This window comes from Williamsia sp. Y844 (assembly GCF_056786475.1).
Window position 1 is genome coordinate 1,339,742 of record NZ_JBXCJB010000001.1, and the last position, 24,163, is coordinate 1,363,904.

A 24,163-nucleotide genomic window follows, 5' to 3' on the forward strand; every position below is an offset into this window, starting at 1 on the left:
ACAAAGACGACAACGAGGTCAGCCTTGAGTACTCAGATCACCACCGAATCGACCGCCGCAACGTCGGTGGTATCTGGTCCACCGCTGAGCGAAGAGCCCGGCCTCGGCACACTCACGATGCCGGGCTTTTTGCGTGAGGTGACCGAGTTGTACGGCGACCGTGAGGCACTGGTGATGCACACCCCCGAGGGTGTCATCCGCTGGTCCTACACCGAGCTGTGGGAACGTGCGGTCGAGGTGGCCCGGGCGCTCCATGCCTCCGGCATCGGCAAAGACGGTCGTGTCGGTGTACTCATGACCAACCGACCCGAGTGGATCACCGCGGTGTTCGGCACCGCACTCGCCGGCGGTGTGGCCGTCACCCTCAGCACGTTCTCGACCGCCGCCGAGTTGGACCACCTGCTCGGGGTCTCCGGCGTCTCAGTGCTGTTGTTCGACCGCAAGGTGCTCAAAACCGACTACGCGAGTGTGTTGACCGCGCTCGAACCTGCGATCAACGACGCGGCCCCCGGCGAACTCCATTCGTCGAAATACCCTTTCCTGCGTCACCTTGCAGCGGTTGGCGATGGTTCCGATCTACCGGGTGCGATCGAGACCTGGGATGACTTCGTCGCCCGTGGTCAGGCCTCACCGCGGGAGCTGGTCGAGGCAACGGCCGCAGCGGTGAAGCCGAGCGATACTGCGGTGCTGTTCTTCTCGTCGGGATCAACCAGCAAACCGAAGGGCATTTTCAGCGCCCATCGTGGGGTGTCCATTCAGCTGTGGCGATTCCGACAGCTCTACCACTTCGGCCCGGAGGACAACATCCGGTGCTGGAGCGCGAACGGATTCTTCTGGTCCGGCAATTTTGCGATGGCACTGGGCAATACGCTGTCCAGCGGCGGCTCACTCGTACTGCAGACGACCTTCGATGCGACCGAGGCGCTGGAGCTCATCGAGTCCGAAAAGGTCAACTTCCCGTTTGCCTGGCCGCATCAGTGGGCGCAATTCGAATCCGCACCCAACTGGGCCACCGCAGATCTGAGCAGCTTGCGATTTGTCGACCATCGCACCCCGGTGGCGCGCCATCCGTCGGTCACAGCGGAGTGGATCGAACCCGGTTATGCCTACGGCAACACCGAAACCTTCACGATCTCAGCCATTTACCCGGCAAACACCACCGAGGAACAAGCCGGTGGCAGCAGCGGCAAACCCCTACCGGGCGTGACGTTCAAGATCGTCGACACGTTGTCCGGCAAGACCGTGCCGGTGGGCGAACGGGGCGAGATCTGCGTCAAGGGACCGACACTGATGCTCGGCTATCTCGGCACACCACTGAGCGAGTCTGTCGACGACGAGGGCTTCTTCCCCACCGGCGACGGTGGGTATGTCGACGGCGAAGGCCGGTTGTTCTGGGAAGGACGCCTCACCGACATCATCAAGACCGGCGGCGCCAACGTCTCACCCCTCGAGGTCGATGAGGTTCTGGTGGCACATCCCGGGGTCAAGGTCACCCGCACCGTTGGTGTCCCCCACGACACGCTCGGCGAGGTGGTTGTCGCATGCATCGTTCCGCATGCCGGCGCAGATCTGAAGCCCGATGAGATCCGCGCGTACATCAAGGGCGAATTGGCCAGTTACAAAGTGCCCCGGCATGTTCTGTTCTTCACCGATGACGAGATCACTCTGACCGGTAGCGCCAAGATCAAGACCAGCGATATCCGCGATCTCGCAGCGAAGAGGCTCACCCCCGCATCCCGATGATGTGGGGTTCTGGCGATGTCCACCTGCGGGTTTCGTCGCCAGAACCGCACACTATCGGAGTCTGGCGGCGAGCGCCTCGCGATGTTGTGCGGGCGAACCGAATAGTGATCGATTCAGGATGGCCCGCTTGAGGTAGACGTGGATGCCACTTTCCCACGTGTAACCCATTCCGCCGTGGAGCTGCATCGCACTGCCCGCCACCTCGACGGCCATGCCGCCGGTGAACGACTTGGCCATCGCGACGGCCACCGCGGCGCCCGGCTGGTCGGCAGCGAGCGCACGTACGGCCGCGTCGACGAGCTTCTGTGCGACCGTCACCTGAACGAGCATGTCTGCGCAGGCATGTTTGACGGCCTGGAACGATCCGATCTTGCGGCCGAATTGTTCTCGCACCCCGACATATTCGACAGTTGCCGCCATTGCTGCCTCGCTGAGCCCGAGGCTGTCACAGGCCACACCGAGCGCGGCGCGATCGTGAAGATGACGCAATGCCTCTGCGCCTTCGGATTCGAACTGCCACACCGAGTCCGCCGACACCACCACGTCCGCTGCGGTCACACGACCGAAGCTGCGGGTGAGATCGACAACCGGCTGATCGACAATGGTCAATCCGGCGGTGTTGCGATCGAGGGCCACGATGACGGTCATACCGGGTTCATCCGGATCGAGTGCCGGGATGAGAAGCCGGTCGGCATGAGGTGCGCCCAGGACCAGGTCGGCCTCACCGTTCAGCTGCCATCCGGCCTCGCTGCGGGTGATCCGGAACGTGGTCTGATCAACCTCGTCGAGGTTGTTCTCGCCTTCGACCACAACGATCGGAACCACATCGCCAGATACGGTGTCGCGCAGCAATTGGTCGCGCTCAGGAGCCGGCGCCAGCAACTCCAGCAGTCCCAGGCTCAGCGTTGCGACGGCCGGGTATGGGCCGGTCGTCACCGCTCGGCCCGTTTCTCGGAGCACGACGGCAACCTCGGCGAAGGTCGCGTCGGCACCGTCGAAGTCCTCGGCAGCCTCCAATCCCAGCCACCCGGAACCAGCAACCAACTGCCAGTCGACCGGCGTACCCACCTCGGCTTTGGCAAGCAGATCGCGTGCCACCGCGCGCAGTTCCCCGTGCAGTTCGGAAAGGTTATCGGTGGGCATCAGGCTCCTGCCGGTTCTCGCGGCAGGCCGAGGCCTCGCTCGCCGATGATGTTTCGTTGTATTTCGCTGGTCCCGCCTGGGATGGTCCATTCCCACGATCCGATGAAATCCAGGACCCAGGAACCCGATTCCCATCCGCTTGACAGCGGTTTGCGCAGATGGGTCTGTGCCGACAGCCCGGCGACCTCGGCACCGAAGTCGGTCAGCTCCTGCAGCAACTCGCTGTAGAACAACTTCACGATCGAGGCATCCGCGGGCCCGGGGTGATCATTCGTTGCAAAGTCCGAGCAGAGTAGACGCAGTCCTTCGATCTTCGTCTCCAGCATCGCCAGCCGATCCGCCACCAGCGAATCATCCACTGGCACACATCCGTTTCGTCTGGGTCTGGAACACTCTTCCACCAACCACCGAAACCCGCCGTGCGCCAGGCGCTCCGACAATTCGAGCATCGTCATTCCGCGTTCGGCACCGAGAGTCTCCTGGGCGACCTGCCAGCCGGCGTTCTCCGGCCCGACGAGGTTCTCGGCCGGAATCACCACATCGTTGAGGAAAATCTCGCAGAAGTGTGATTCGCCGGTCGCCTGCCGGATGGGCCGGACCTCGACGCCGGGTGTCTGCATGTCGAGCAAGAAGTACGAGATACCGCGCCGTTTGGGGGCATCCGGATCTGTCCGGGCCAACAGCAGACACCAATCCGAGTGCAGCGCACCACTTGCCCAGAGTTTCTGGCCGTTGACGATGTAGTTGTCGCCCCCAACGCCATCAGAAACTCTGCGGGCGGATGTCTTGAGCGCGGCCATATCTGAACCCGCACCGGGTTCGGAGAATCCCTGACACCAGATCTCGCCGCCGAGGATCGCCGGGAGGTGACGTTCGCGCTGTTTCTCGGTACCCGCGGCCAGCAGCGTCGACGCCGCGTGGTGGATCGAGACGAATGGCAACACCAGTCGTGGTGCGTCGTGGGCGGCGAGTTCCTGATAGAGCACCACCTGCTGCTCGACGGTCATGCCGCCGCCCCACTGCGCCGGCCAGTGCGGCACGGCGTAGCCGGCCTCGTTCAGCTCGGCGAACCATTGCTTCTGGAAGCGGACGAACACCTCGTCCGAGACACCGGTCTGCGCCGCCCGCCAGTCCGCCGGAATGTGTGTCACACACCAGTCCCGGACCGTCGCTCGAAAGTCCCCGTTCCGAAAGTCACTGCGCTCTGCTGCCATCAGGTGCGCGCCCGTTCCACGAGTGCCAGAAGACGATTGCGGTGTTCCTCGGTCTGCATCGTGACGACTTCAGCGGCGAACCCGGCCTGCAGAGGTCCGGCCAAAGCCTGGCTCAAGTGCATGTTCACGATCCGTTTTGTGCTTTGCAGCGCCTCGCGGGGTTGCGCGGCCAGGCGCTTCGCAAGGGCGCCTGCCTGATCGGCGAGTTCGTCGGGGGCACAGGCACGGGTTGCGAGCCCGAGTTCGACCGCGGTGGCCGCCGGGATCCGGTCGCCGGTGTACAGGTACTCCCTCGACCTCAAGATCGGGGTGAGCAGCGGCCAAAATGCCGCTCCCCCATCACCGGCGGTCAGGCCGACCGCCACGTGAGGATCGGCGAGATAGGCCTTCTCCGAGATCAGGACGATGTCGCACAACACCGCGATGCTGCATCCCAAGCCCACGGCCGGACCGTTGACGGCAGCGATGATCGGCAGCGGGAAACGCAGCATCTCATCGATGATCTCGGCACCTTCGCGGATGCTCTCATCGCGGCCGGCGGGGTCGTCGAGAAATGAGGTGATCCAGGCGAGATCCCCACCGGCGCTGAACGCCCGGCCGGAACCGGTGAGAATCACGACGGCCGCGTCGCGGTCAGCAGCGATCTGCCGCCAGACGTTGGCCAGGGCCCAGTGCAGATTCTTGTTCACCGCACCCAGGTCATCGGGACGATTGATGGTCACCGTCCGGACCGGGCCTTCGCAGGTCACCGTCAATTCGTCGGGCAGATCGTACTTCACCGGTCCCCCAATGGTTTTCACTGAACGGGTTTTCATTGAATGATCGCCACCGGCTCGGGCACCGTGGCAAGAGTGTTGCCGAACAGGCCGGTCAGGCCTTTGCGCCCCACGCGAGAGGTGAGGGCGGCGCCGGTTGCGGACAGACCCAGCGGTAGTCGTCGCAACGGCAGGCTGTACCGCGAGAGCCACGAGAGGGTGGTCTCGTCGCAGAAGCCGGTGGCCCCGTGCAGTTGATGAGCGACGCGGAACACGACGTCTGCCGCCTCCACTGCGGCCAACCGCAGCGCCAGTGCATCGTCGACGGCCTCGGCCTGCCGCGCCTCGATGCTCCACAACGCGTACTTGGCAAGGACTTCCACGCCACTGCGCTCCACCTCCGCATCGGTGAGCTGGAACTGGACACCTTGGAGTTGGGCCAGCGGTCGGCCGAACTGTTCACGCATGAGTACGTGCGCTCGGGTGAGTTCGAGAGCCCGGTCGAGCATGCCCAACAGCGTCCAGCAGGGCAGCACCAGCCCGAGCGCCAGATCCTTCTCGCCATTCTTGTCGATCGACGTGAGTGCCAGCGGTGCAACAAAAGCCGATGTGCGCGGCGGCGCTATCGCAGGCAGCACGGTGACGGAGCTGCGCACACCACTCAATGCGACTGCAGACCATCGCAATTCGATGTCGGCGATCGCAGCTGCCGGACCATGATCGGCAACCACCACCAATCCGTCGACATCGAGGTCAACCGGCCTGGCGAGACGCTCTGCCACCGGATACGGGATACCCCAATAGCCGGCACTTCGACACAGCGCAGCCGCCGCCTCGAGTTCATCGGCATCTCCGCGAGGATTGAGCTCCCAGGCACCGAGGCCCGCGAAAACCGATTCCAGGGGTCGTTCCCGACCCGCCGGGTCGACCTCTGCTCCTTCGAGAAGCCGGTCGCCACCGGCGGCTTCGAACGCGCGCAACGCCGCAGTGCCGTATTCCGTTGCTTCCGGGGTCAAGTCGATGTTCATGATGCCGCCAGCAGGTTGCGGGCAAGCAGGATTCGCTGCATCTCGATGCTGCCAGACGCAACCGTCGCCGCCTGCGAGTAACTCCAGTGCGCTTGCACGTCCAGCCGGAATCGTTCTGCCTCTTCACCCGTCAGGGGCGCGTATGTGGCCAGCTCGGTCAGCACATTGGCGCTGGTTTGGTCGAGTGTGGTCACCGCGATCCGGTACAGCGCGGCGTCGGCCGGGCGTACCCGCCCTTCGCTCTGCATCGACACCACCCGATACGCCAGCAGCCTGGCCCGTCGACAATGAACCAACATCCGGGCCCAGCGGGCGTGGAGTTCGGCAGGCAGGTCATCCCACGCATCGCCCAGCACCGTAGGTGCTTCCTGCAGCAACCGCTCGCATCGGGCGTACCTGGCGATGCCCACCCGCTCGAACGCGAGTACCTCCTGGACGACTTTCCATCCCTCGTCCACCGTTCCGAGGACGTGGGCCTGCGTGACCTTGAGGTCGTTGAAGAAGACCTCGTTGAGGTGATGGGGGCCCAGCATCGCGCGGATCGGCCGGACTTCGATGGCCGGATCGGACATCGGAACCAGGAAGACCGTCAGACCGTGCTGCTTTCGCTCACCCGACGAGGTGCGGGCGAGAAGGAAGCACCACTGGGCCATGGTCGCGTATGAGGTCCAGATCTTCTGTCCGGAAATGCTCCACCCGTCACCCTCCCGTCGCGCTGCGGTGCGCAATGAGGCCAGGTCAGAGCCGGACCCCGGCTCGCTGAACCCCTGACACCAGATCACCTCGCCGCGCGCGATCGGCGGGAGATGCAGCTGCTGCTGCTGCGTTGTCCCGTGGCGCATGATTGTCGGCCCGACCCAGTTCACGCCCATGTATTGGGCACCGCGCGGTTCGTGATGTGCCCACATCTCCTCGCGGACCACCGTCTGCTCCCAGACCGAGGCACCCCGCCCGCCGAACTCCTCGGGCCAGGCCATACACAGCAGGTCACGATCAGCCAGAAAGCGACAGAAGGCCTGCGCGGTTTCGAGATCGTCCGGGTCATCGGTGAACGCACCCCGAAACTCTGCCGGAACATTTTCCTTGATCAGCCAGCGAAGGTCGTCGCGGAGCGCGTTCGCCGCCTCACCCAACGTGAAGTCCATGCGAGCACGGTAACTCAATCCTCATAAGGATTGGAATACTTGAATGGTAAGTCTCGTCAGATTAAGCTGGCCGAGTGAATATAAGGTGGCGAGCGTGACATCTGCCCAGAGCCGCCGCGTTCCACAGCGTCGGATTGCCGAAACCGTTGCCGACGAGCTGCGGGACAACATCCTCGCCGACGACAACTACCGTCTCGCGACCCAGGAACAACTGGTCAAGGATTTCGGTGTCAGCTACCCCTCGATCCGCGAGGCCTTGCGCATCCTGGAGACCGAAGGCCTGGTCACCGTCCGCCGCGGCAACGTCGGCGGCGCGGACGTCCACCGCCCCGATGAGACCTCGGCTGCCTACCACCTCGGGCTTTCGCTGCAGGCCGGCCGCGTCACCCTCAAAGACCTCGCCGACGGGCTACAGATGCTCGAACCCATGTGCGCCGCGGAATGCGCCAAGCGCGAAGACCGCCTCGAGGTTGTGGTCCCGGCCCTGACCAAGGCCATCGACGAATCCGTCGAACACATCACCAGCGGCGTCGACTTCACCAACTCCGCCCGCGACTTCCACGACCTGGTCGTGGCGTTCACCCCCAACGCGACCATCCGTTACGCCGTGGGCAGCTACGTCGCACTGTGGTCGGCGCAGGAAGAAGCCTGGGCGGAAGCCCGCACCCGGCACGGCGAATACCCCTCCCAGATCGAGGCCGAAGGTGCGGTCCACGCCCATCGCCGCCTCGTGGAAGAGATCGCAGCCGGACGGGCCGACGAGGCCGCCCGCTTTGCCCGCGCCCACCTCGCGGCAACACAGGCACTGGTGCTGGAGCGCTATGGCGATCGGGTTGTCAACGCGTCGGCAGCCATGTCTCGCCAGACCATCCAGTCCAGCCGGCGGTCCCGCATCTGAGTTTCCCCACGGGGCAGCTCATACTGGGAAGTTTTCAGCCCTGACCCACATTGGCCGACACAGCATCAAGTTGAAGTAGTTCGGTGTCAGTCAGTTCCAGGTCGACCGATGCCAACAGAGCGCCCAATTGCCCCGGGACCCGCGCGCTGGCGATGGGCGCGACCACGGTCGGCTGTTGGCGTGTCCACGCCAGGGCGACACTGGCGATCTCCACGCCCCGAGCTTGCGCGATGACCGCCAGCTCGTTGACCACGGCCAGACCTTCGGCGTTGAAGTAGCGGTCGACGATCTTGCTGCGCGCAGCGGCGTCCACGTCGGACTGCGTCCGGTACTTGCCGGTGAGAAAGCCACTGGCGAGAGCCCAGTAGGGCATCACACCCAGGTCGAACCGCTCGGCAAGTGGGCGCAGTTCCGACTCGAAGGGCTCTCTGGCAACCAGACTGTAGTGCGGTTGCAGGGCAACCGGTTTCGCAAAGTCATTTGCTTCGCAGATCGACAACCACTCCGAGATGCGCTCGGGCGAATAGTTCGAAATGCCGAGATGTCGAACCTTGCCTGCTCGAACCAGCGCATCGAACGCGCCCAGCGTCTCCTCCAGCGGCACACTGGGATCGTCGTAGTGCGCGTAGTAGAGGTCGATGTGGTCGGTCTGCAGGCGGCGCAGGGATGCCTCTGCTGCCTTGGCGATATTGTCCGGTGCCAATCCCAGAAATTCCGGATGCCGACTCACCTTGGTGGCCAGGACAATGTCGTCTCGCCTGCCACGTGTGGTGAACCACTGCCCGAGGATCGTTTCCGACTCGCCGCCCGAGTTGCCCGGAATCGAGGCCATGTAGCTGTCCGAGGTGTCGATGAAGTTCCCACCCGCGGAGACGAACTCGTCGAGCACTGCGAACGACGTGTCCGCGTCACTGGTCCAGCCAAAGGTGTTGCCGCCGAGATTGAGCGGGAATACGTCGAGGTCAGAGCGTCCGATCCGAGTCATGGCATCTCCAGGTCATTGGGGGTCGCCCAGGACGATACCCTCGCGACGCGGGTCGACTCCGCCAGACCAACCCTGATCAGTCCGTACCAGCGCGCTCAGGCCGCTGGACTGATCAGCGACGTCCACTTGATGTCCCAGCTGCCGAAGGCCAAGGATCAGAGGATCTGCGGCACCATCGTCTGCCGTGTCGATACCCGGATGCTCGCCGCCGACATTGGTTTTCGGGGTGTTCGCGGCACCGAAGTCGACCATTGACACGGCCTGCTGGGGATCCAGTCCCCAATCGATGAGTCCCACCAGTGTTTTCACGACGAACTGGATGATCACCGAGCCCCCTGGTGATCCGAGTACCATCTCGAGCTGACCACGTTGATCGTCCTGCGGCCCAGCGAAGACGAGCGTCGGCGCCATCGAACTACGCGGTCGCTTGTTCGGTTCCACCCGATTTGCCAGCGGAAGGCCCTGCCCGTCAGCAGGTTCCGCCGAGAAGTCGGTGAGCTGATTGTTCAAGATGAAGCCATCGACCATGTGGAATGACCCGAACGCCGACTCGACCGTGGTCGTCATCGACGCCGCGTTGCCATCCTTGTCGACAACGGAGACATGACTGGTGCCGTGCTCGACTCCGGCATACCAGCCCATGGGTTCACCGGTGTCGAATGCACCTGCGGTAGCGGTACCCATGGATCGTTCCGGATCTATCAGCGAAGCACGGTCTTTGAGGTACGCGGGGTCGAGCAGCGCATCTGAGTTCCCACCCGGTAGCGGCACAAAATCTGAGTCGGCGATGTACTTGTCGCGATCGGCATAGGCCAGACGCTCAGCCTCGGCGATCAAATGAACCCCCGTAACAGAGGGCTCGCCACCATTGGCGTCGACTGCGGTCGGACCGTACTGGTCGAGGGGAAAGTTCGAGAGAATGCCGAGCGTGGAAGCCACGGCCAGACCGCCCGAGGACGGGTTCGGCATTCCGCACACCTGGTTATCGCGATACCCGACGCATATCGGTTCACGAACCTTTGCGTCGTAGTTCGCAAGGTCCTCGAGTGTGATCAGTGACGGTGTCATCCCGTTCTCGGTCGAGCCCGCCTTCGCAACAACGGATTCCGCGATGGGACCGGTGTAGAACGCGTCTGCGCCCTCTGACGCGATAGCGCCCAGAGTTTTCGAGTATGCGGGATTCGTCAACACGGTCCCGGCAGGCTTGGCGGTACCGTCGGGATTCAAGAAGTACTCACGGGCGGCCGGATCGGCGGCCAGTTCTGTGGTCGATGCAGCGATGGCTGCCGCCATCCGGGGACTGATCTCGAATCCACTGTCGGCCAATCGCGTCGCAGATCCGAACAGGCTCTGCCAGTCCGCGCTTCCGTGCTCATCGTGGACGTCTTCGAGGAGTCGCAACACGCCCGGCACGCCGATGGATCGGCCACTCGCACGCGTATTCGGCACCGGTTGGGTCCGGTTGGCATCGTCAACCCAGCGAAGGTAGTTCTCCGTGGCGGCGGCCGGCGCCACCTCACGACCGTCGTAGGCCTGTACCGATCCGTCTTTCGCGTCGTAATACAACGCGAAAGCGCCGCCTCCGATACCCGAGCTCTGCGGCTCCACCAGACCGAGCATCATCTGGGCGGCGACCAGTGCGTCACCCGCGCTTCCCCCGTCGGCCAACACCTCGCAGGCGGCCTCGGTGGCCAACGGATTCGCGGTGGCCGCGGCGAACGAGTTCGTGTGCACCGCGACCATATCGCTGCGATAGCCGGTGGCAACCTCGGGATTTGTCGAAATATCCTGCGCCGCTGTGGCACCCGGGGCCGGCGATGCGGCAGCGGCAACCGAAGTGGTTGCCGAGTCCGTCGGGATGGCGCAGACGTCAGCGGACTGTGCGTTTTCGTTCGACGGCGTCGAACAGGACACCGTCAGCGAAAGTGCGACCACCGCCGCCGTGACGCCGGCGACCCGACGGACCCGTACCACCAGCGGTTCTACCTTCTGACCAACTTCACGATCCACAACAGGATCACCGAACCGAGTAGCGCCGTGAGGAATGTGAAGAACCATCCACCGCTTGCAGTGTCAAAGGCGAAACTCAGGAGGAAGCCACCGAGGAAGGCGCCGATCACACCGACAACGATGTTCAGCAGGATGCCCATATCCTTGTCGGTGCCCATGAACTTGCTGGCGATCCAGCCGGCGAGACCGCCGATGATGATGTAGCCGATGATTCCGACTGATGTGGTGGTGGTCGACCGCTCGGCCAAGACCTCGACTGCTTGATACGTGGTACTCACGATTCTCCCTACTTCGGTGAGAGGCTTCTGGTTGCCCACCGCGGGCGACCATCCCTCCCAAGAGGACTGCCCGCTGACCGAGAATCGTAAACCTCGGGCCGGCGAACAGTGCTTCCAGTCTGGTCTACGCGTTCGTCATCCGTCCCACGACTGGCAGATCCGGTCGGATCTCCAGCCTGAACACATCCCGCGTCAACACCACCGACACCGGGTTCACGTGCGACTTCAGCGCAGCGCCACCAGGTTTGCCACCGAATTGCGAACGTCGGAATCGATGACCTTGGCAACAAGGTTGCCGATCGGGCCGTTCATCACGCCACCGCTGATCGATGCGCCCAGGTCGAAGACAGAGCCGTCACCGTCAGGAGTCACCTTCAGCTCGATGTCGATGTGAACACCACCACGTCCACGCCCGGAGAGTTCGAGGAGTTGAGGTTTCTCAAACCGCGTAACCGTCCAATGGATCGTGTTCCGGAAACCTTTGACCTTTATCAGGGACGACACCTTCGTTCCCAGCTCGACCTCTTCCGGCACCGGGCTCTTCCATCCCGCAAAGATCGTCATCCACTCGTCGAACCGACTCAGGTCCGAAGCCATCGCCCACGCGGCATCCGGGTTCAGATCGGACCGCACCGAAACATCCACACCAGCCATAAAAGGACCTCTCCATCATCGTTGTCGTCCCGGGCGCCGGGAACCGGTATCAAAACAGCTGTGGCAGAACCAGAACCATCACAATGGTCCACAAAACATGGGTGAAGATCGGCGCCAGGACGCCGGCCGTTGCCCGACGTTCGAGGGCACAGACCAGCCCCAGCAGAATCGCCGCGAAACCCAGCATCGGATTGCCGCTGGCAAGCGTTGCGATCACGTAGATGACCGTCGAGAAGATCACCGGTGCATAACCTTTGAGCGCGGAGTAGACAGCACCCCGGAAGAACATCTCCTCGGCGATGCCGTTGACGATCGCGGTCGCGAGCACCAGCGCGATACCACCGCTGTCGGCATGATCGAGAACGTCGGCGATGTAGTCGCGCAGCGGTGGGATCTCCCTCGTCAGGAGACCACCAACCACAAAGATCGCACCGAGAACGAGACCGGCCGCAGCCCCGATCCCGGCCGCACGCACCGGACCACCACGCGGTGGCGGGTACGCACCGAGCCGTAAGCGGCCCGACAACAGCGCGCCCACGATCCACACCGCGGCGAGCGCAAATGTCATGGGATAGAAAGCTGAGTCGCCCGGTTTGATCGACAGTGAAATACCCAGGAACACGCTGCCGACGATCAGGACGACGGCAACGACGATTCGACGCCACAGCATGGCCCGCCGCGACTCCGGAGGTTCGACGGAATCGTCTTGGACTGTGCCGACCAGGAACTCGAGCTTCTCGGGCAATGCGATCACAACGCGTGCCACAACTTGTCGAGGCCGGTGGTGCCTGCCACTGCCCCCACCACCGTCCGGACCGGTGCGACAACACGGTCGCGCACAGCCCTTTTCACCCGCATCAGATCCCCACCTGCCCAGGAGGGGTCGGTGTCGGCGAGGTGATGGATGTCTGCCAGTTCGTCCACCGGCCGCGGCATCGGGCTTTCGACCGACCGACGCACCGCTTCTCGGATGGTCAACAGTCCTCCTGCCGGATCGGGGACATGGTCGCGAATCGTGTGCTCCGAGGCTTTCATCGGATGATCCAGTGAGCGCACCAGATCCGACGCGAGGCCACTGGGCACCGGAACCAGAAGACCCCCGAAGAAACCGGCAAGCCGGACATCGACGCCTGGCATCACCACTCCCACCCGCGGCAACCCGGTCGCACGCAGGTATGCGAACAGCAGTGAACTATACGATGAGTTCTCGGCGCCGGCGATGTCGTAATACCCCGGCGGCACCGTTTCAAACGCAGAGGCTGCGAGGTAATGGACGGCGTCGCGTACCGAGATGGGATCCATCGGGTTGTCGACCCACGACGGAAGCGGGATCACGGCAAGCCGATCGGACATGTAGCGCACCATCTCGAACGACGTCGAACCGGCACCGATCACCACCGCGGCCCGCAGCCAGACCAATTCGGGGCCGCCCTCGATGTCGAGCGCGCGACCTACTTCGGCCCGGCTCTCCAGGTGCTCCGAAAGTTCGTCGCCGTGAGGTACGAATCCGCCGAGATAAACGATGCGTCCCACCTGATGATCACGCGCCGCCGCAGCCACATTCTGTGCTGCCGACTCGTCGTCTCTGCGGAAGTTCTTCTGTCCGATCCCGTGAACCAGGTAGTAGACGACGTCGATCGGACCTGCCGCCTTCAGTCCGGCGCGCACCGATTCGGGATCCATTGCGTCCAGTTGTACGGTGCGGACATCGTCGAACCACCCGAACTGCTTCAGCCTGTTCAGATTCCGCGACGCTGCCACCACCTCGTGCCCGGCCGCGAGCAGCGCCGTGACCAGTCGGGCACCGATGTAGCCCGTTGCTCCCAGTACTAGTATTCGCATGTCATGGCCGTCCGTTGGATCTGCGCGGTCTTTCGATGGCGGGGCCCCTGTACTGGAGCGGATGTGCCCTCATGCTTAGCATCCGAACCCACCGAACGCAGAACTCGAAGGATCCGTCAGGTCCCGAACCGGCGCCACCGACGCCACCCGATGCGGTAACGCAGCTCCCAGGCCAACTTCGCCAGCCCCCGATCCATCCGGTAGGTGGTTGACGCCGCTTTGCGGGCGCTGCGCAGCGGTCACACAAACACTCCAGGCACCGAACGCGCTGAGCGTTCGGTGCCTGGACCCGAGGTGGTTGGTGCGGGTAGGTTACGCCGCCGCGAGTGCCTTTGCCTTCAGGTGCTGGAACTCATCTTCGGTGATCGTGCCTGCATCCAGTAGCGCCTTCGCGGACGCGATCTGATCTGCCGGCCCTGCGGTTCCGGCCGCCTGCTTGATGTAGGTCTCTGCCTGCTTCTGTGCCTGGAGCTGGGCATCGCGAGCCCGCTCAGACATTCCGCGACCACGCGCGATGAGGTAGACGAAGAGGGTTATGTACGGCAACAGGACCAGGAAGAGAATCCAAACCGCCTTGACCCAACCGGACGTCTTGTGGTCACGAAACAGATCTATCAAAACGTTGAAAAGAATCATCAAATACGCAATGAAGGCGAAAATCACCAACGTGTACCAGATGAAGTCCCAGAATGAATCCCACATAGCCCGCGTGCTCCTTGCTCGGCAGATCGCCGGCTATCGGCGACCAATGAATCATCGCACGTCAGCGATCGAAATCCAGGTTATAACGCGAGCGGATTTGTGCCCTATTCAAAGCTTGGCTAATCAAATGGCGAACGCTGTGCAACAAATCGGTCAACGCGTGGTGGATATACCACCATCAACGGGAATCACCGCACCGGTGAGATAGGCGCCCGCTCGGCTCGTCAGGTAGACGACGGCGCCGACCATGTCGTCAGGACGGCCGATGCGGCCCAGTGGAGTACCCGACTCGATCTCGTCTCGTCGCTCATCCAACATCGCCCGCATCATGCGGGATTCGAAAGGTCCTGGCGCGATGGCGTTTACGGTGATGTTCCGGGAACTCAGATGGCTCGCCAGATGACGGGTGAGCTGGTGGACCGCAGCCTTGGCCGCCGAGTACGAATACGACGGGGTCTGCGGCACCCGGATCCCGTCGATGCTTCCGATCATGACAACCCTCGAAGGGTCCGGCGGCGTGGCGGCCCGATCGAGCGCAGGCAACAAAGCCTGCGTCAAGAGAAAGGGCGCACGGACATTCAGTCCGAGGACCTTGTCGAAGGCGGACGCCGGGAACTCATCCACCGGGGCACCCCAGGTCGCTCCGGCGTTGTTGACCAGGATATCCAGCGAATCGACCTGACCCAGCACATCTTGCGCGAGCTTTGTGCAACCCTCGGGTGTCGACAGGTCGGCGCCGATTGCGATCAACCCTGCGTCGGAAGCTTTCTCGAGCGCGTCGGGCTTGCGGCCTGCGATGATCACCCGGACCCCACGCTCGTGGAGACCATGGGCGATCATCGCTCCGATCCCGCTGGTACCTCCGGTGACCAGGGCAGTTTTTCCGCTGACGTCGAACAGATCGGTAGTCATGCTCTGTTGATATCAAGCCTGCCCCCACAAAGTGCGGGAATCAGCCTTGCGCACCAACCCCTTCACGCACCGAGTCGTCGATGGTGGAATTGACCCCACCCACCCGGTAGGTGGCGGCGCGGTGGTGGTCGGGCAACAGATCGCCCTTGCCGAAGAGCTTGTGCCGCAACGTACCCGGCACATACTCGCGGTCATACGCACCGCGGGCCTCGAGAGCCGGGACCACATGGTCGATGACATCGGTGAACGTACCCGGGGTCACCGCATATGCGAGGTTGAAACCGTCGACGTCGGTGAATTCCGCCCACTCGAGCAATTGCGCGGCGACACTCTCACCCGACCCGACCAGCACGGGGCCCATACCGCCGATGCCGCCCCAGGCCGCGATGTCCCGCACCGTCCACTCCTTGAGGTCGCCGGAGGCCTGACTGAAAGCGGCCACGGCCGACTGGATCGCATTGCTGTGGACATTGCCGATCGGCTCGTCGAGGTCGTACTCCGACAGGTCGATTCCCATCCAGCCCGACATGAACACCAAGGCGCCCTCGGCGCTGGCGTAGCGCTGATATTCCTCCGCCTTCGCCTGCGCGGCTTCCTCGGTCTCGTCGGTGATGATGGTCAGCAGCGTGTAGATGCGGGCGTCGTAGGCATCGCGTCCGGCGGCGACCAGCTCCTGACGGATACTCGTAACCAGTGTGCGCAGAAGCTCTTTGGTGGGCGCGCCGACAAAGACGGCTTCGGCGTTCTGGGCGGCGAACCGCACTCCGCGCGGTGACGCCCCGGCCTGATAGATCACCGGCGAACCCTGCGGCGACGGCTCCGACAGATGGATGCCCGGCACGCTGAAATGCTCACCGCGATGGCCGATGTGGTGAACTTTCGCCGGATCGGCGAACACACCATGGTCTTTGTCGCGACGCACCGCATCACGCTCCCAAGAGCCCTCCCACAACTTGTAGAGCACTTCGAGGTATTCGTCGGCATGGTCATAGCGGGCGTCGTGCTCGAGCTGATCGACCTCGCCCATGTTCCGGGCCGCCGACGGCAGGTAACCGGTGACCACATTCCAGCCGATCCGGCCGCGGGTCAGGTGGTCGAGGGTCGAGAGCCGACGCGCAAACGGGTACGGGTGCTCGAACCCGGTGCCCGCGGTGATCCCGAAACCGAGATGCTCGGTGGCGTGGGCCATCGCCGAAACCAGGAGCAGCGGATCGGCGACCGGGATCTGAGCGCCCTGACGAATCGCCGCCTCATCGGTGCCGGCGTAGACGTCATAGGTGCCGAGGACATCGGCGATGAAGAGGCCGTCAAAACCACCGGCCTCCAGGACTTTCGCCAGGTCGACCCAGTAATCGAGGGTGTTGTAATCCCACGACCGGTCCTGCGGATGCCGCCACAGGCCGGGCGATTGATGAGCGACGCAATTCATGTCGAACGCGTTGAACCTGATCTTGCGGGACATCAGTAACCGACCTCTCAACTCGTACACGGCCGATGTCGGCCGGCTCGATTTTCTCCCCGTCGGATCGGCGCCGGAAACACTTAGGCCCACGCTGAGCTGAACACCGCGCTAGATTTGACGAGGTGACCTCGCCCGCGCCCGATCCCAATGACCGTCTGACGCCTGCGATTGTGCTGGCAACCACCGAACAATCGCGCAACACCGTCATCGACGAGATCCGCAGCCGCTACGGCCGCGACTACACCGTGAAATACGCCGATAGCGGCGATGCCTGCCTCCACATCGTCAAAAGCCTTGTGGAACAAGATGTCCCAGTGGCGTTGATCCTTGTCGAGCTCGAACAGCTCGGTGCATGGCAGGGCTCTGACCTGCTCCAGAAGCTGCGGTTCGTCGTACCCAGCGCGAGGAGGGTCGCCCTCATCCCGGCCATACGGTTCGGGACCTCGTATGACGAGTTACGAGCCGGTGTCGCCGAAGGACGCTACGACACCTACCTCGGTATCCCCCGCGGCCAGCGCGACGAAGAGTTCCACGCGGCCATCGTCGAGTACCTGTCGGACTGGGGCTGGTCGGTCGCCGCACCCGAGGTCGCGTTCCTGCAGATCGTCGCCGACGGTCCGTCGCCCGAACTGGCCGAGATCCGCGACTTCCTCGACCGGATGGGCATGCCCGTCCAGATCCACGACCCCGAGTCCCCCGCCGGTCGGGAGATCCTCCAGTCGGTGACGGGCGACTCCGAACTGCCGATCCTGCATCACCCCGGAAAACCACCACTGTCTCGGCCGACGGTCAGCGACGTCGCCGCCAGCATCTACGGCACCCCCGACAACATCCCCGAAGGCACGGTCGCCGACCTGCTCGTGATCGGCGCCGGTCCCGCGGGCCTGGCCGCCGCCGTCTACGGCGCATCCGAAGGTCTGTCCACCACGGTCATCGAGACCGGTGCAATCGGCGGGCAGGCCGGAACCAGTTCGATGATCCGCAACTATCTCGGCTTCCCGCGCGGGATCTCCGGTATGCGGCTGGCACAACGGGCCAGGATTCAGGCCGGCCGATTCGGGGCGCAGTTCTTCTGCGGTCGCGGCGTCACCGAGGTCGAGATCGATTCGCGGTTCGACCATCACCACGTGATGGTCGACGAGGCGCGGATCTGCGCGCGCACGATCGTCATCGCCACCGGTGTCGCCTATCGCCGATTCGGTGTCCGCGGCTGCGAAGACCTCGTCGGATCGGGTGTCTACTACGGCGCTGCCACCAGCGCGGCCCGCGAGATGACCGGCCGCGACGTCGTGGTGGTCGGCGGCGGCAACTCTGCCGGACAGGCAGCGATGCACCTGTCGCGGTTCGCCCGGTCGGTGACGATCGCGATCCGCCGTGAATCGCTGACAGAAACGATGTCGGACTATCTGATCCGGGAGATCGAGGCCAGTCCCTGCATCACGGTGCGCGGACACACCGAGGTCACCGACGGCGGCGGCGAAGGCCATCTGGAATGGCTGGAGCTGTGCGACAACCAGAACGGCTCATCGCAGCGCATCACCGCGTCGGGCCTGTTCCTGCTCCTCGGAGCGGCACCGACGTGCGACTGGATCCCACCACAGGTCAAGCGTGACGAGCGCGGCTTTCTCATGACCGGGCGGTTCATTCCCAAGGAGTACTGGCGGGGTGGCCTGCCACCGGCGTTCCTGGAGACCACGGTGCCGGGGATCTTCGCCGTCGGCGACGTCCGGAGCGGATCGATGAAGCGCGTGGCGGCAGCGAGCGGCGAAGGGGCCTCCGCGGTTCCGCTGGTCCACGACCGACTACAGCAACTCCGACTGGAGAACCTGCCACCGGCGCACTAGATCAGCCCAACTTGTACACGCGCCGGGCGTTGTCGCGAAATACCTTCCGGAGCAGATTGCCGCCGTAGGGTTCCAGGACTTCCAGCTGGCTCCCGACGATCATCTGCAGCGTCGCGTTCGGTTTGTCGCCCGGGTAGTTGGACCCGAACATCAACCTGTCCGGCCCGAACGCCGTCACCGCGTGTTCGATCAGCGGGCCGGTCATGTTGGTCAGCGTCTGCTGGGTGCCGATGTTCCCGGAACGCTGATGGCCGTAGCCCAGCAACGGGAACGCGATACCCGACAGCTTCGCAACCACATTGCGGCAACTCGCCAAAGCCGAGATGTCCTCGCGCCAGGCCCGCAACAGCTCGTGCCGCTGCGCGGCGGTACTGCCGGTTGTCTGCCCCATCGGACCGAACAGCCCGACCGGGGTCCCGAGATGGTTGAGGACGATGGTGGTGTCCGGGAACTCGCGCGCCAAGGCCCGCACGTCTCGGAGCTGATGCGAATACACCCAAGCCTCGAATACCAGTTTGTGCTCTGCAACCGCGGCGAATCCGGCCAGGAATTCCGGGTCCATCAACACGCCCTCGGCTTCGACCCAGCTGCGAACCTTGGGGTCGGGGTGCCAGGCCGACACACAACGAATACCGCGAACCTTGTCGCTGATATCGAGATGCCGATCGATGAGCTGCCCGAACGTCGAATGGCGCGGATCGCCTCTGGCGACGATCGCAGCGAGTTCGGGGGCGCCGTCTATTCCGAACGGAAGGTTTGCCACCCAACGTGTTTCATCGGTTGAACCGAAGGGTTCATCGAAGACCCAATCGGTCTGCATGTACACCACTGATTCGACCGGGACACCCGCCGTCGGTTCCGCACCTCGGAAGTCGGAGTAATAGTGCTTCGGAAGGTACGGCCGCGCCACGATCCGGGGATCGAGGACGAGTTCACGATCGCCCTGCGCCACCGCATACCGGAAGATGGCCTTGCCGAGCACCGGGGCGGCCCGAGAGAGCCGGGCTCGCCGCGTGGACTCCCACGGAGAATGCAACGGATCCCAATGATGGACGTGTGTGTCGATGATGCTGGGAACAACCCGCCCCAGTAGGCCCGAATCACCGGCGGCCGCTACCCGCGCCTGAACCCCGGACCATTCGGTAGGACCGGCGAGCGCCCTGTCGCGCACATAATTACTGGCGCGCTCCTTTGCCATAAGAAGACTGTACCCAGCTGACTGCCATCACTTGATCGTAAGTGGGAGCAAAACACAATAAACTGTGGCCAGGGTGGCGAGGCCGACCAGATTCGCTCGATGAACTGCGCGGTGCGCAACCATCGAGCATGCCTCTCACCTGGCAATTGTAGGCAAATCAACGGAGAGGCCGGGGCTGAGCGTGGGTACCCATACGCGGCACGTGCTGTTGCAGGTGCGCGATGTGCTGGCTCGGGATCCGGAAAAATTCACCGCCAACTTCTACAACCGACTATTCGCAACAAATCCAGCGCTCCGTGAACTCTTTCCGGCGAATATGGCACGGCAGCGAGAAACCCTGTTCCGGGTAATCGATTATGTCTTTGAAGCGGTCCCCGACCGGGAGAACCACGCACTGCTGCTGGAGTTTCTCGGCCAGCTCGGTCGCGATCACCGGAAATACGGTGTCACAGAAGAGAACTACAACGAGTTCTTCGTCGCGCTGATGCGCGAGATCGCATCGGTCATGGGTGAGGCCTGGGACGAGGAGGCAACAAACGTCGTCTCTCAGGCGTTGATGCTGACGACAGGCGTCATGCGTGGGGCCGCGCATTCTGCAAAGGGTCCGGCGACCTGGCCTGCCACCGTTGCCGAAAAATATCGACTGTCAAGAGATCTCGCAGTGGTCCGGCTACGGACCGGCGAGCCGCTTCGATATGCGGCCGGGCAGTACCTCGAAGTACAGATCCCCCAGTGGCCGCGGATCTGGCGGCACCTGTCACCGTCGATCCCTCCGAATCCCGACGGCGAACTCGAGTTCCATGTCCGCGCGATCCCCGGCGGAACCGTCAGCAACTCGGTCGTCACCGAAACCCAGGTCGGTGACGTCTGGAATCTGGCGCAGAGTCACGGCACCCTCCATGTCGACCCCACCGGTAACGACGTGCTGATGGTCGCGGGCGGAACAGGGCTGGCACCGTTGCGCGCGATCATCATCGATCTGTCCCGTCTCGTCGCCCCGCCTGCGGTGCACCTGTTCTACGGTTCGCGGTACCCCGCCGACCTATATGACTTGTCGCGGCTGTGGCAGATCGCCGCCATGAACCCATGGCTCAAGGTCACCACGGTGGTCGAGGACACCGACGACCCCTGGTGGAGCACGTCGAGCGAACATTCCGGGCGGATCACGTTCGAACGCATCCAGGGACAGCTGTCGGATGCGGTCCTCGCGTACGGCAAAGACTGGACCTCACACCAAGTCCTGATGGCCGGATCCCCCGAGATGCTCGTCAACACCCGTCGACGATTCCTGATCGCCGGAATCCCGGCCAGCCGCATCCAGCACGACCCGTACTGAACGACCGCAGGCCGATCTGGGCTGAACCAGACCGATCCGCTACTGCGGGACCAGCGGTGGTAGTAGTTGCGGGAGTTGCGGGAGCGGCGGTAGCAGGGCCCCATCTTCTCCTGGCACGCTTGTCGACGGTGTCGTCTCGCTCGGCGACGAGGGCGACTCGCTGGGCGGCGGTGTCGTCTCGCTCGGCGGCGGGGGCGACGGCGACGGCGACGGCGGGGTCTGCGTGATCGTCGTCGGTGGTGGGACCACGGTGACAGTGGTCGGTTCCTCGATCACCGGCGGAGCCTGCGTTGTGGTCTCGGGCACGGGTGTGGGCGAGGAAGTCGTCGTCGCAGGTGTGGATTTCTTCGTGGTGGTCGTGGTCGTACTCGTTGTCGTGGTCGTCGACTCTGCAGAGGTCGGATGGTCTTCGACGGCGGTGGTGGGTTCCCCGGAATTGCCGGTCATCACCACTGCGGTGATCACGCCGATCGCCACCAACAGAGCGGCCGCAGCCGCGGCCGACAACAGCACCCAACGGTTGTTGTCGCTCCCGCCGGTCGCGGCAGCTCCGACCATCGCGGCGCCGTAGGCAGTTGCGTACTGCCCGTCATCGGTGACCTGCACCGGCAGTTGCAATGCGTATTCAAGGGATGGCGCGACACCGGGAATCGCTGCACCGGGACCGAGTACCACAATGCCCTGCAACGCACCGGATGCGTAGGGGATGACCCCCACCGCATCGCCGACGAGCTGTGCTCCATCGGGTTCGGTGACCGGTGGACGCGCCCCGATACCGGAGATCTCGCTGGCCCCGACCACCACGCGGGTGTTGGTGTCGACAAGCGCAACGGACTGTCCGGGGAACAGTGCACCGGAGCGGTCGAGGTCGGCGACGAGCACCAGACCGCGAGCGCCGAATATCACTGCCGCGATCTCCGCGTAGGCCACCGGAGACCCCACCACCGTCGTCCGGGCAAACCAGTCCGGTGTCGATGATGCGGTATTCGATGATGCAGCCCCGGCAGCGCTTTGCGGCGGCATCAGATGTGCGGGAAGCCGACCGGAGTCGATGATGTCACCGATGGCAAGGGTGGTCGCGCTGTCGGCACAGGCAATCGTGATCGCCCCCGGCATGATCGGCGCGGATTGCACAAGCTGGTAGATCGCGTCGAAGACGTCGTCGGGGGCCGAACGCTGCAGCTCCAGGAAGTTGCGGGCCAGCACCTCGCCGGTGCTCGCGTCGGCCACGACCGACGCGATCTCCAGGTCGGTGACAGATATCCCGACTACCTGGCTCATGGCTTATATATCGCCTTACTGATTGCTCGTGTTACCTGTGGACGCGAAGCCCGGTGGAACTGATCCACACTCCGGCGGGTTATCGATTGCCGCGTTCTCGTCGCGGTTTCCACACTACGAGAGCGTTGGTGCGAGGGACAGGGACGAGGTCACCTCTGCGCGGCGAACGTTGCGCGAGCTCGGCTTCGAGTTCGCGCACGCGGCTCTGGAGCGCATCCACCTGATTGGTCAGTTCGATGACCCGTTTGATCCCGGCGAGGTTCACACCGTCGTCCTGCGACAGGCGCTGCACCTCACGCAAGAGTTCGACGTCGCGGCTGGAATAGCGGCGACCGCCGCCTGCCGCCCGCTCCGGGGTGACCAGTCCGAGACGGTCATAGGTCCGCAGCGTCTGGGCGTGCATCCCGGCGAGCTCGGCCGCCACCGAGATCACGAACATCCGTGCCGATTCCGTCGCTTCCCGGTCTCGGGCTTCCCGGTCTCGGGTTTCTCTGTCTCGATCATCCGGCGGCGGCTCGGTCATGACTTACCCCAGTTTGCACGCGGGTCGAACCCGCTGGCTTTCTCTGCGGCGGCGTACTTGTTCAACGCCTCGATCGCGGCGTCGTCCAACGTCGGCGGGACGGCTACCTTGACGGTCACCAACAGGTCACCGGCACCACCGGTCCGCTTGGCCACACCGCGTCCGCGAACCCGGAGGGTCCGTCCGTCCACGGTGTTCGGCGGGATCTTCAACCCAACACTGCCCTCGAGCGTCGGCACCGACACCGTGGCGCCGAGTACCAACTCCGAGAAGCTGACCGGCAACGTCACCTTGATGTCGTCGCCGCTACGGGTGAAGGTGCGGTCGGGTGCCACGTTGACGGTGACATAGAGGTCACCGGACGGGGCGCCACGGAGACCGGCTTCGCCCTGACCTGCCAGTCGAATGCGGCCACCGTTCGAAACACCCGGCGGGATCCGCACGGTGATCGGACGGGTCCGGATGGTTGCGCCGTTGCCTTCGCAATCGGGGCACGGATCGTCGATCCGCGAACCGGTGCCACGGCAATCGGTGCAGGGCTCGCTGAATCCGAATGCGCCCTGGTTACGACTGACCACACCGGCGCCGTTACAGGTCGGGCAGACCCGCGGGCTGGTGCCCGGCTTGGCACCGCTGCCATGACAGCTGGTGCACGGCGCAGAACTGGTGATCGTGAGGGTGGTCGAGGTACCCAACGCAGCTTCTTTGAAGCTGAGCGTGGTCTCGGTTTCCAGGTCGTTGCCGCGCCGGCTCCGGGTCTGTGTCCCCCGCGATCCGCCACCACTGCCGCGGTTGAACAACCCGCCGAACAGGTCGCCGAGGTTCGCGTCGGATCCTCCGCCCGATCCGTCACCGAACAGGTCGTTGATGTTGAATTCCTGGCCACCGGACTGTCCGCCGTAACCACTGGGGTATCCCCCGCCGCCGGCTCGGGTGCCACGTCCACGTGCTCCGGCGAACATGCGCCGGGTCTCGTCATAGTCTTTGCGTTTTGCCGGATCGGACAAGACGCTGTGCGCCTCGGAGACGAGCTTGAATCGCTCCTCTGCCGCGGCGTCGTTCGGGTTGGCGTCGGGATGCAATTCCCGGGCCAGCTTCCGATAGGCCTTCTTGATCTCGTCGGCGGACGCACCGGGCGCGACGCCCAGCGCTTTGTAGAAGTCCTGTTCCAGCCACTCACGTTGTGGGGCCACCAGGCGTCACCTCCTTC

Annotated in this window: 22 protein-coding genes; 4 read left to right on the plus strand and 18 right to left on the minus strand. The window is 63.9% G+C overall.

The window, feature by feature from the left end; translation table 11 throughout:
• The first annotated feature begins 24 nt into the window (after positions 1 to 24).
• Positions 25 to 1,743, plus strand: a complete 1,719-nt coding sequence (locus AC1TQG_RS05975) for a class I adenylate-forming enzyme family protein (RefSeq protein ID WP_482136014.1) — start codon at positions 25 to 27, stop codon at positions 1,741 to 1,743.
• Between the two features lie 51 nt (positions 1,744 to 1,794).
• On the opposite strand, the gene AC1TQG_RS05980 is transcribed toward AC1TQG_RS05975, so the two are convergent.
• Genes AC1TQG_RS05980 through AC1TQG_RS06000 form a run of 5 tightly spaced genes read right to left on the minus strand, consistent with a single transcriptional unit; the run spans position 1,795 to position 7,028 of the window.
• Complete coding sequence (locus AC1TQG_RS05980) at positions 1,795 to 2,886, minus strand: acyl-CoA dehydrogenase family protein (RefSeq protein WP_482136015.1); 1,092 nt, start codon at positions 2,884 to 2,886, stop codon at positions 1,795 to 1,797.
• Positions 2,886 to 4,100 carry an acyl-CoA dehydrogenase family protein gene (locus AC1TQG_RS05985; protein ID WP_482136016.1) on the minus strand — a complete coding sequence of 405 codons (1,215 nt, stop codon included), beginning with the start codon at positions 4,098 to 4,100 and terminating at the stop codon, positions 2,886 to 2,888. The genes AC1TQG_RS05980 and AC1TQG_RS05985 overlap by 1 nt, the downstream gene beginning before the upstream one ends.
• Positions 4,100 to 4,879: an enoyl-CoA hydratase/isomerase family protein gene (locus tag AC1TQG_RS05990; protein ID WP_482137269.1), complete on the minus strand. Its 780-nt coding sequence runs from the start codon at positions 4,877 to 4,879 to the stop codon at positions 4,100 to 4,102. The genes AC1TQG_RS05985 and AC1TQG_RS05990 overlap by 1 nt, the downstream gene beginning before the upstream one ends.
• A gap of 32 nt (positions 4,880 to 4,911) precedes the next feature.
• Positions 4,912 to 5,883, minus strand: a complete 972-nt coding sequence (locus AC1TQG_RS05995; protein ID WP_482136017.1) for an acyl-CoA dehydrogenase family protein — start codon at positions 5,881 to 5,883, stop codon at positions 4,912 to 4,914.
• Positions 5,880 to 7,028 (minus strand): acyl-CoA dehydrogenase family protein, encoded by a 1,149-nt coding sequence (locus tag AC1TQG_RS06000; RefSeq protein ID WP_482136018.1) that lies wholly within the window; start codon positions 7,026 to 7,028, stop codon positions 5,880 to 5,882. The genes AC1TQG_RS05995 and AC1TQG_RS06000 overlap by 4 nt, the downstream gene beginning before the upstream one ends.
• A 94-nt stretch (positions 7,029 to 7,122) precedes the next feature.
• On the opposite strand from AC1TQG_RS06000, the gene AC1TQG_RS06005 reads away from it, so the two are divergent.
• Complete coding sequence (locus tag AC1TQG_RS06005) at positions 7,123 to 7,926, plus strand: FadR/GntR family transcriptional regulator (protein WP_482136019.1); 804 nt, start codon at positions 7,123 to 7,125, stop codon at positions 7,924 to 7,926.
• A 34-nt stretch (positions 7,927 to 7,960) separates the two neighbouring features.
• Here the strand turns inward: AC1TQG_RS06005 and AC1TQG_RS06010 are convergent, their stop codons facing one another.
• From AC1TQG_RS06010 to AC1TQG_RS06050, 9 genes are all read right to left on the minus strand, one after another.
• On the minus strand, positions 7,961 to 8,911 hold the full coding sequence (locus AC1TQG_RS06010) for an aldo/keto reductase (RefSeq protein WP_482136020.1): 951 nt from the start codon (positions 8,909 to 8,911) through the stop codon (positions 7,961 to 7,963).
• A 12-nt stretch (positions 8,912 to 8,923) separates the two neighbouring features.
• Positions 8,924 to 10,885, minus strand: a complete 1,962-nt coding sequence (locus AC1TQG_RS06015; protein WP_482137270.1) for a gamma-glutamyltransferase family protein — start codon at positions 10,883 to 10,885, stop codon at positions 8,924 to 8,926.
• A gap of 8 nt (positions 10,886 to 10,893) precedes the next feature.
• Positions 10,894 to 11,199, minus strand: coding sequence for a GlsB/YeaQ/YmgE family stress response membrane protein (locus AC1TQG_RS06020; protein ID WP_482136021.1), 306 nt, complete (start codon positions 11,197 to 11,199; stop codon positions 10,894 to 10,896).
• Between the two features lie 225 nt (positions 11,200 to 11,424).
• Positions 11,425 to 11,853 carry a type II toxin-antitoxin system Rv0910 family toxin gene (locus AC1TQG_RS06025; RefSeq protein WP_482136022.1) on the minus strand — a complete coding sequence of 143 codons (429 nt, stop codon included), beginning with the start codon at positions 11,851 to 11,853 and terminating at the stop codon, positions 11,425 to 11,427.
• Between the two features lie 49 nt (positions 11,854 to 11,902).
• A complete protein-coding gene (locus AC1TQG_RS06030; protein ID WP_482136023.1) occupies positions 11,903 to 12,619 on the minus strand; it encodes a CPBP family intramembrane glutamic endopeptidase in 717 nt (238 codons plus the stop codon).
• On the minus strand, positions 12,604 to 13,695 hold the full coding sequence (locus tag AC1TQG_RS06035; protein ID WP_482136024.1) for an NAD(P)H-binding protein: 1,092 nt from the start codon (positions 13,693 to 13,695) through the stop codon (positions 12,604 to 12,606). The genes AC1TQG_RS06030 and AC1TQG_RS06035 overlap by 16 nt, the downstream gene beginning before the upstream one ends.
• A 312-nt stretch (positions 13,696 to 14,007) precedes the next feature.
• Positions 14,008 to 14,397 carry an SHOCT domain-containing protein gene (locus AC1TQG_RS06040; RefSeq protein WP_482136025.1) on the minus strand — a complete coding sequence of 130 codons (390 nt, stop codon included), beginning with the start codon at positions 14,395 to 14,397 and terminating at the stop codon, positions 14,008 to 14,010.
• A 153-nt stretch (positions 14,398 to 14,550) separates the two neighbouring features.
• Entirely contained in the window at positions 14,551 to 15,309 is a 759-nt protein-coding gene (locus AC1TQG_RS06045) for an SDR family oxidoreductase (protein WP_482136026.1), read from the minus strand.
• A gap of 40 nt (positions 15,310 to 15,349) precedes the next feature.
• Positions 15,350 to 16,771: an LLM class flavin-dependent oxidoreductase gene (locus AC1TQG_RS06050; protein WP_482136027.1), complete on the minus strand. Its 1,422-nt coding sequence runs from the start codon at positions 16,769 to 16,771 to the stop codon at positions 15,350 to 15,352.
• A 122-nt stretch (positions 16,772 to 16,893) separates the two neighbouring features.
• On the opposite strand from AC1TQG_RS06050, the gene AC1TQG_RS06055 reads away from it, so the two are divergent.
• Positions 16,894 to 18,615, plus strand: coding sequence for an NAD(P)/FAD-dependent oxidoreductase (locus tag AC1TQG_RS06055; protein ID WP_482136028.1), 1,722 nt, complete (start codon positions 16,894 to 16,896; stop codon positions 18,613 to 18,615).
• A 1-nt stretch (position 18,616) separates the two neighbouring features.
• On the opposite strand, the gene AC1TQG_RS06060 is transcribed toward AC1TQG_RS06055, so the two are convergent.
• Positions 18,617 to 19,813, minus strand: a complete 1,197-nt coding sequence (locus tag AC1TQG_RS06060; RefSeq protein ID WP_482136029.1) for an amidohydrolase family protein — start codon at positions 19,811 to 19,813, stop codon at positions 18,617 to 18,619.
• Positions 19,814 to 19,994: 181 nt separating this feature from the next.
• Between AC1TQG_RS06060 and AC1TQG_RS06065 the strand changes: the two genes are divergently transcribed.
• Complete coding sequence (locus AC1TQG_RS06065) at positions 19,995 to 21,149, plus strand: FAD-binding oxidoreductase (protein WP_482136030.1); 1,155 nt, start codon at positions 19,995 to 19,997, stop codon at positions 21,147 to 21,149.
• Positions 21,150 to 21,188: 39 nt separating this feature from the next.
• Here AC1TQG_RS06065 and AC1TQG_RS06070 read toward each other — a convergent pair whose 3' ends face one another.
• The 3 genes from AC1TQG_RS06070 to dnaJ form a co-directional block, all read right to left on the minus strand.
• Entirely contained in the window at positions 21,189 to 22,430 is a 1,242-nt protein-coding gene (locus tag AC1TQG_RS06070; protein ID WP_482136031.1) for a DUF7159 family protein, read from the minus strand.
• Positions 22,431 to 22,509: 79 nt separating this feature from the next.
• Positions 22,510 to 22,869 carry a heat shock protein transcriptional repressor HspR gene (locus AC1TQG_RS06075; protein ID WP_482137271.1) on the minus strand — a complete coding sequence of 120 codons (360 nt, stop codon included), beginning with the start codon at positions 22,867 to 22,869 and terminating at the stop codon, positions 22,510 to 22,512.
• Positions 22,870 to 22,949: 80 nt separating this feature from the next.
• Positions 22,950 to 24,146 (minus strand): molecular chaperone DnaJ, encoded by a 1,197-nt coding sequence (dnaJ, locus tag AC1TQG_RS06080; RefSeq protein WP_482136032.1) that lies wholly within the window; start codon positions 24,144 to 24,146, stop codon positions 22,950 to 22,952.
• Between the last annotated feature and the right edge of the window lie 17 nt (positions 24,147 to 24,163).

Bases quoted from the DNA above. Each gene is read 5' to 3' on its own strand.
- AC1TQG_RS05980 (WP_482136015.1), bottom strand. From the start codon at position 2,886: ATGCCCACCGATAACCTTTCCGAACTGCACGGGGAACTGCGCGCGGTG.
- AC1TQG_RS05985 (WP_482136016.1), bottom strand. From the start codon at position 4,100: ATGGCAGCAGAGCGCAGTGACTTTCGGAACGGGGACTTTCGAGCGACG.
- AC1TQG_RS05995 (WP_482136017.1), bottom strand. From the start codon at position 5,883: ATGAACATCGACTTGACCCCGGAAGCAACGGAATACGGCACTGCGGCG.
- AC1TQG_RS06000 (WP_482136018.1), bottom strand. From the start codon at position 7,028: ATGGACTTCACGTTGGGTGAGGCGGCGAACGCGCTCCGCGACGACCTT.
- AC1TQG_RS06010 (WP_482136020.1), bottom strand. From the start codon at position 8,911: ATGACTCGGATCGGACGCTCTGACCTCGACGTATTCCCGCTCAATCTC.
- AC1TQG_RS06025 (WP_482136022.1), bottom strand. From the start codon at position 11,853: ATGGCTGGTGTGGATGTTTCGGTGCGGTCCGATCTGAACCCGGATGCC.
- AC1TQG_RS06035 (WP_482136024.1), bottom strand. From the start codon at position 13,695: ATGCGAATACTAGTACTGGGAGCAACGGGCTACATCGGTGCCCGACTG.
- AC1TQG_RS06040 (WP_482136025.1), bottom strand. From the start codon at position 14,397: ATGTGGGATTCATTCTGGGACTTCATCTGGTACACGTTGGTGATTTTC.
- AC1TQG_RS06045 (WP_482136026.1), bottom strand. From the start codon at position 15,309: ATGACTACCGATCTGTTCGACGTCAGCGGAAAAACTGCCCTGGTCACC.
- AC1TQG_RS06050 (WP_482136027.1), bottom strand. From the start codon at position 16,771: ATGTCCCGCAAGATCAGGTTCAACGCGTTCGACATGAATTGCGTCGCT.
- AC1TQG_RS06060 (WP_482136029.1), bottom strand. From the start codon at position 19,813: ATGGCAAAGGAGCGCGCCAGTAATTATGTGCGCGACAGGGCGCTCGCC.
- AC1TQG_RS06070 (WP_482136031.1), bottom strand. From the start codon at position 22,430: ATGAGCCAGGTAGTCGGGATATCTGTCACCGACCTGGAGATCGCGTCG.
- AC1TQG_RS06075 (WP_482137271.1), bottom strand. From the start codon at position 22,869: ATGTTCGTGATCTCGGTGGCGGCCGAGCTCGCCGGGATGCACGCCCAG.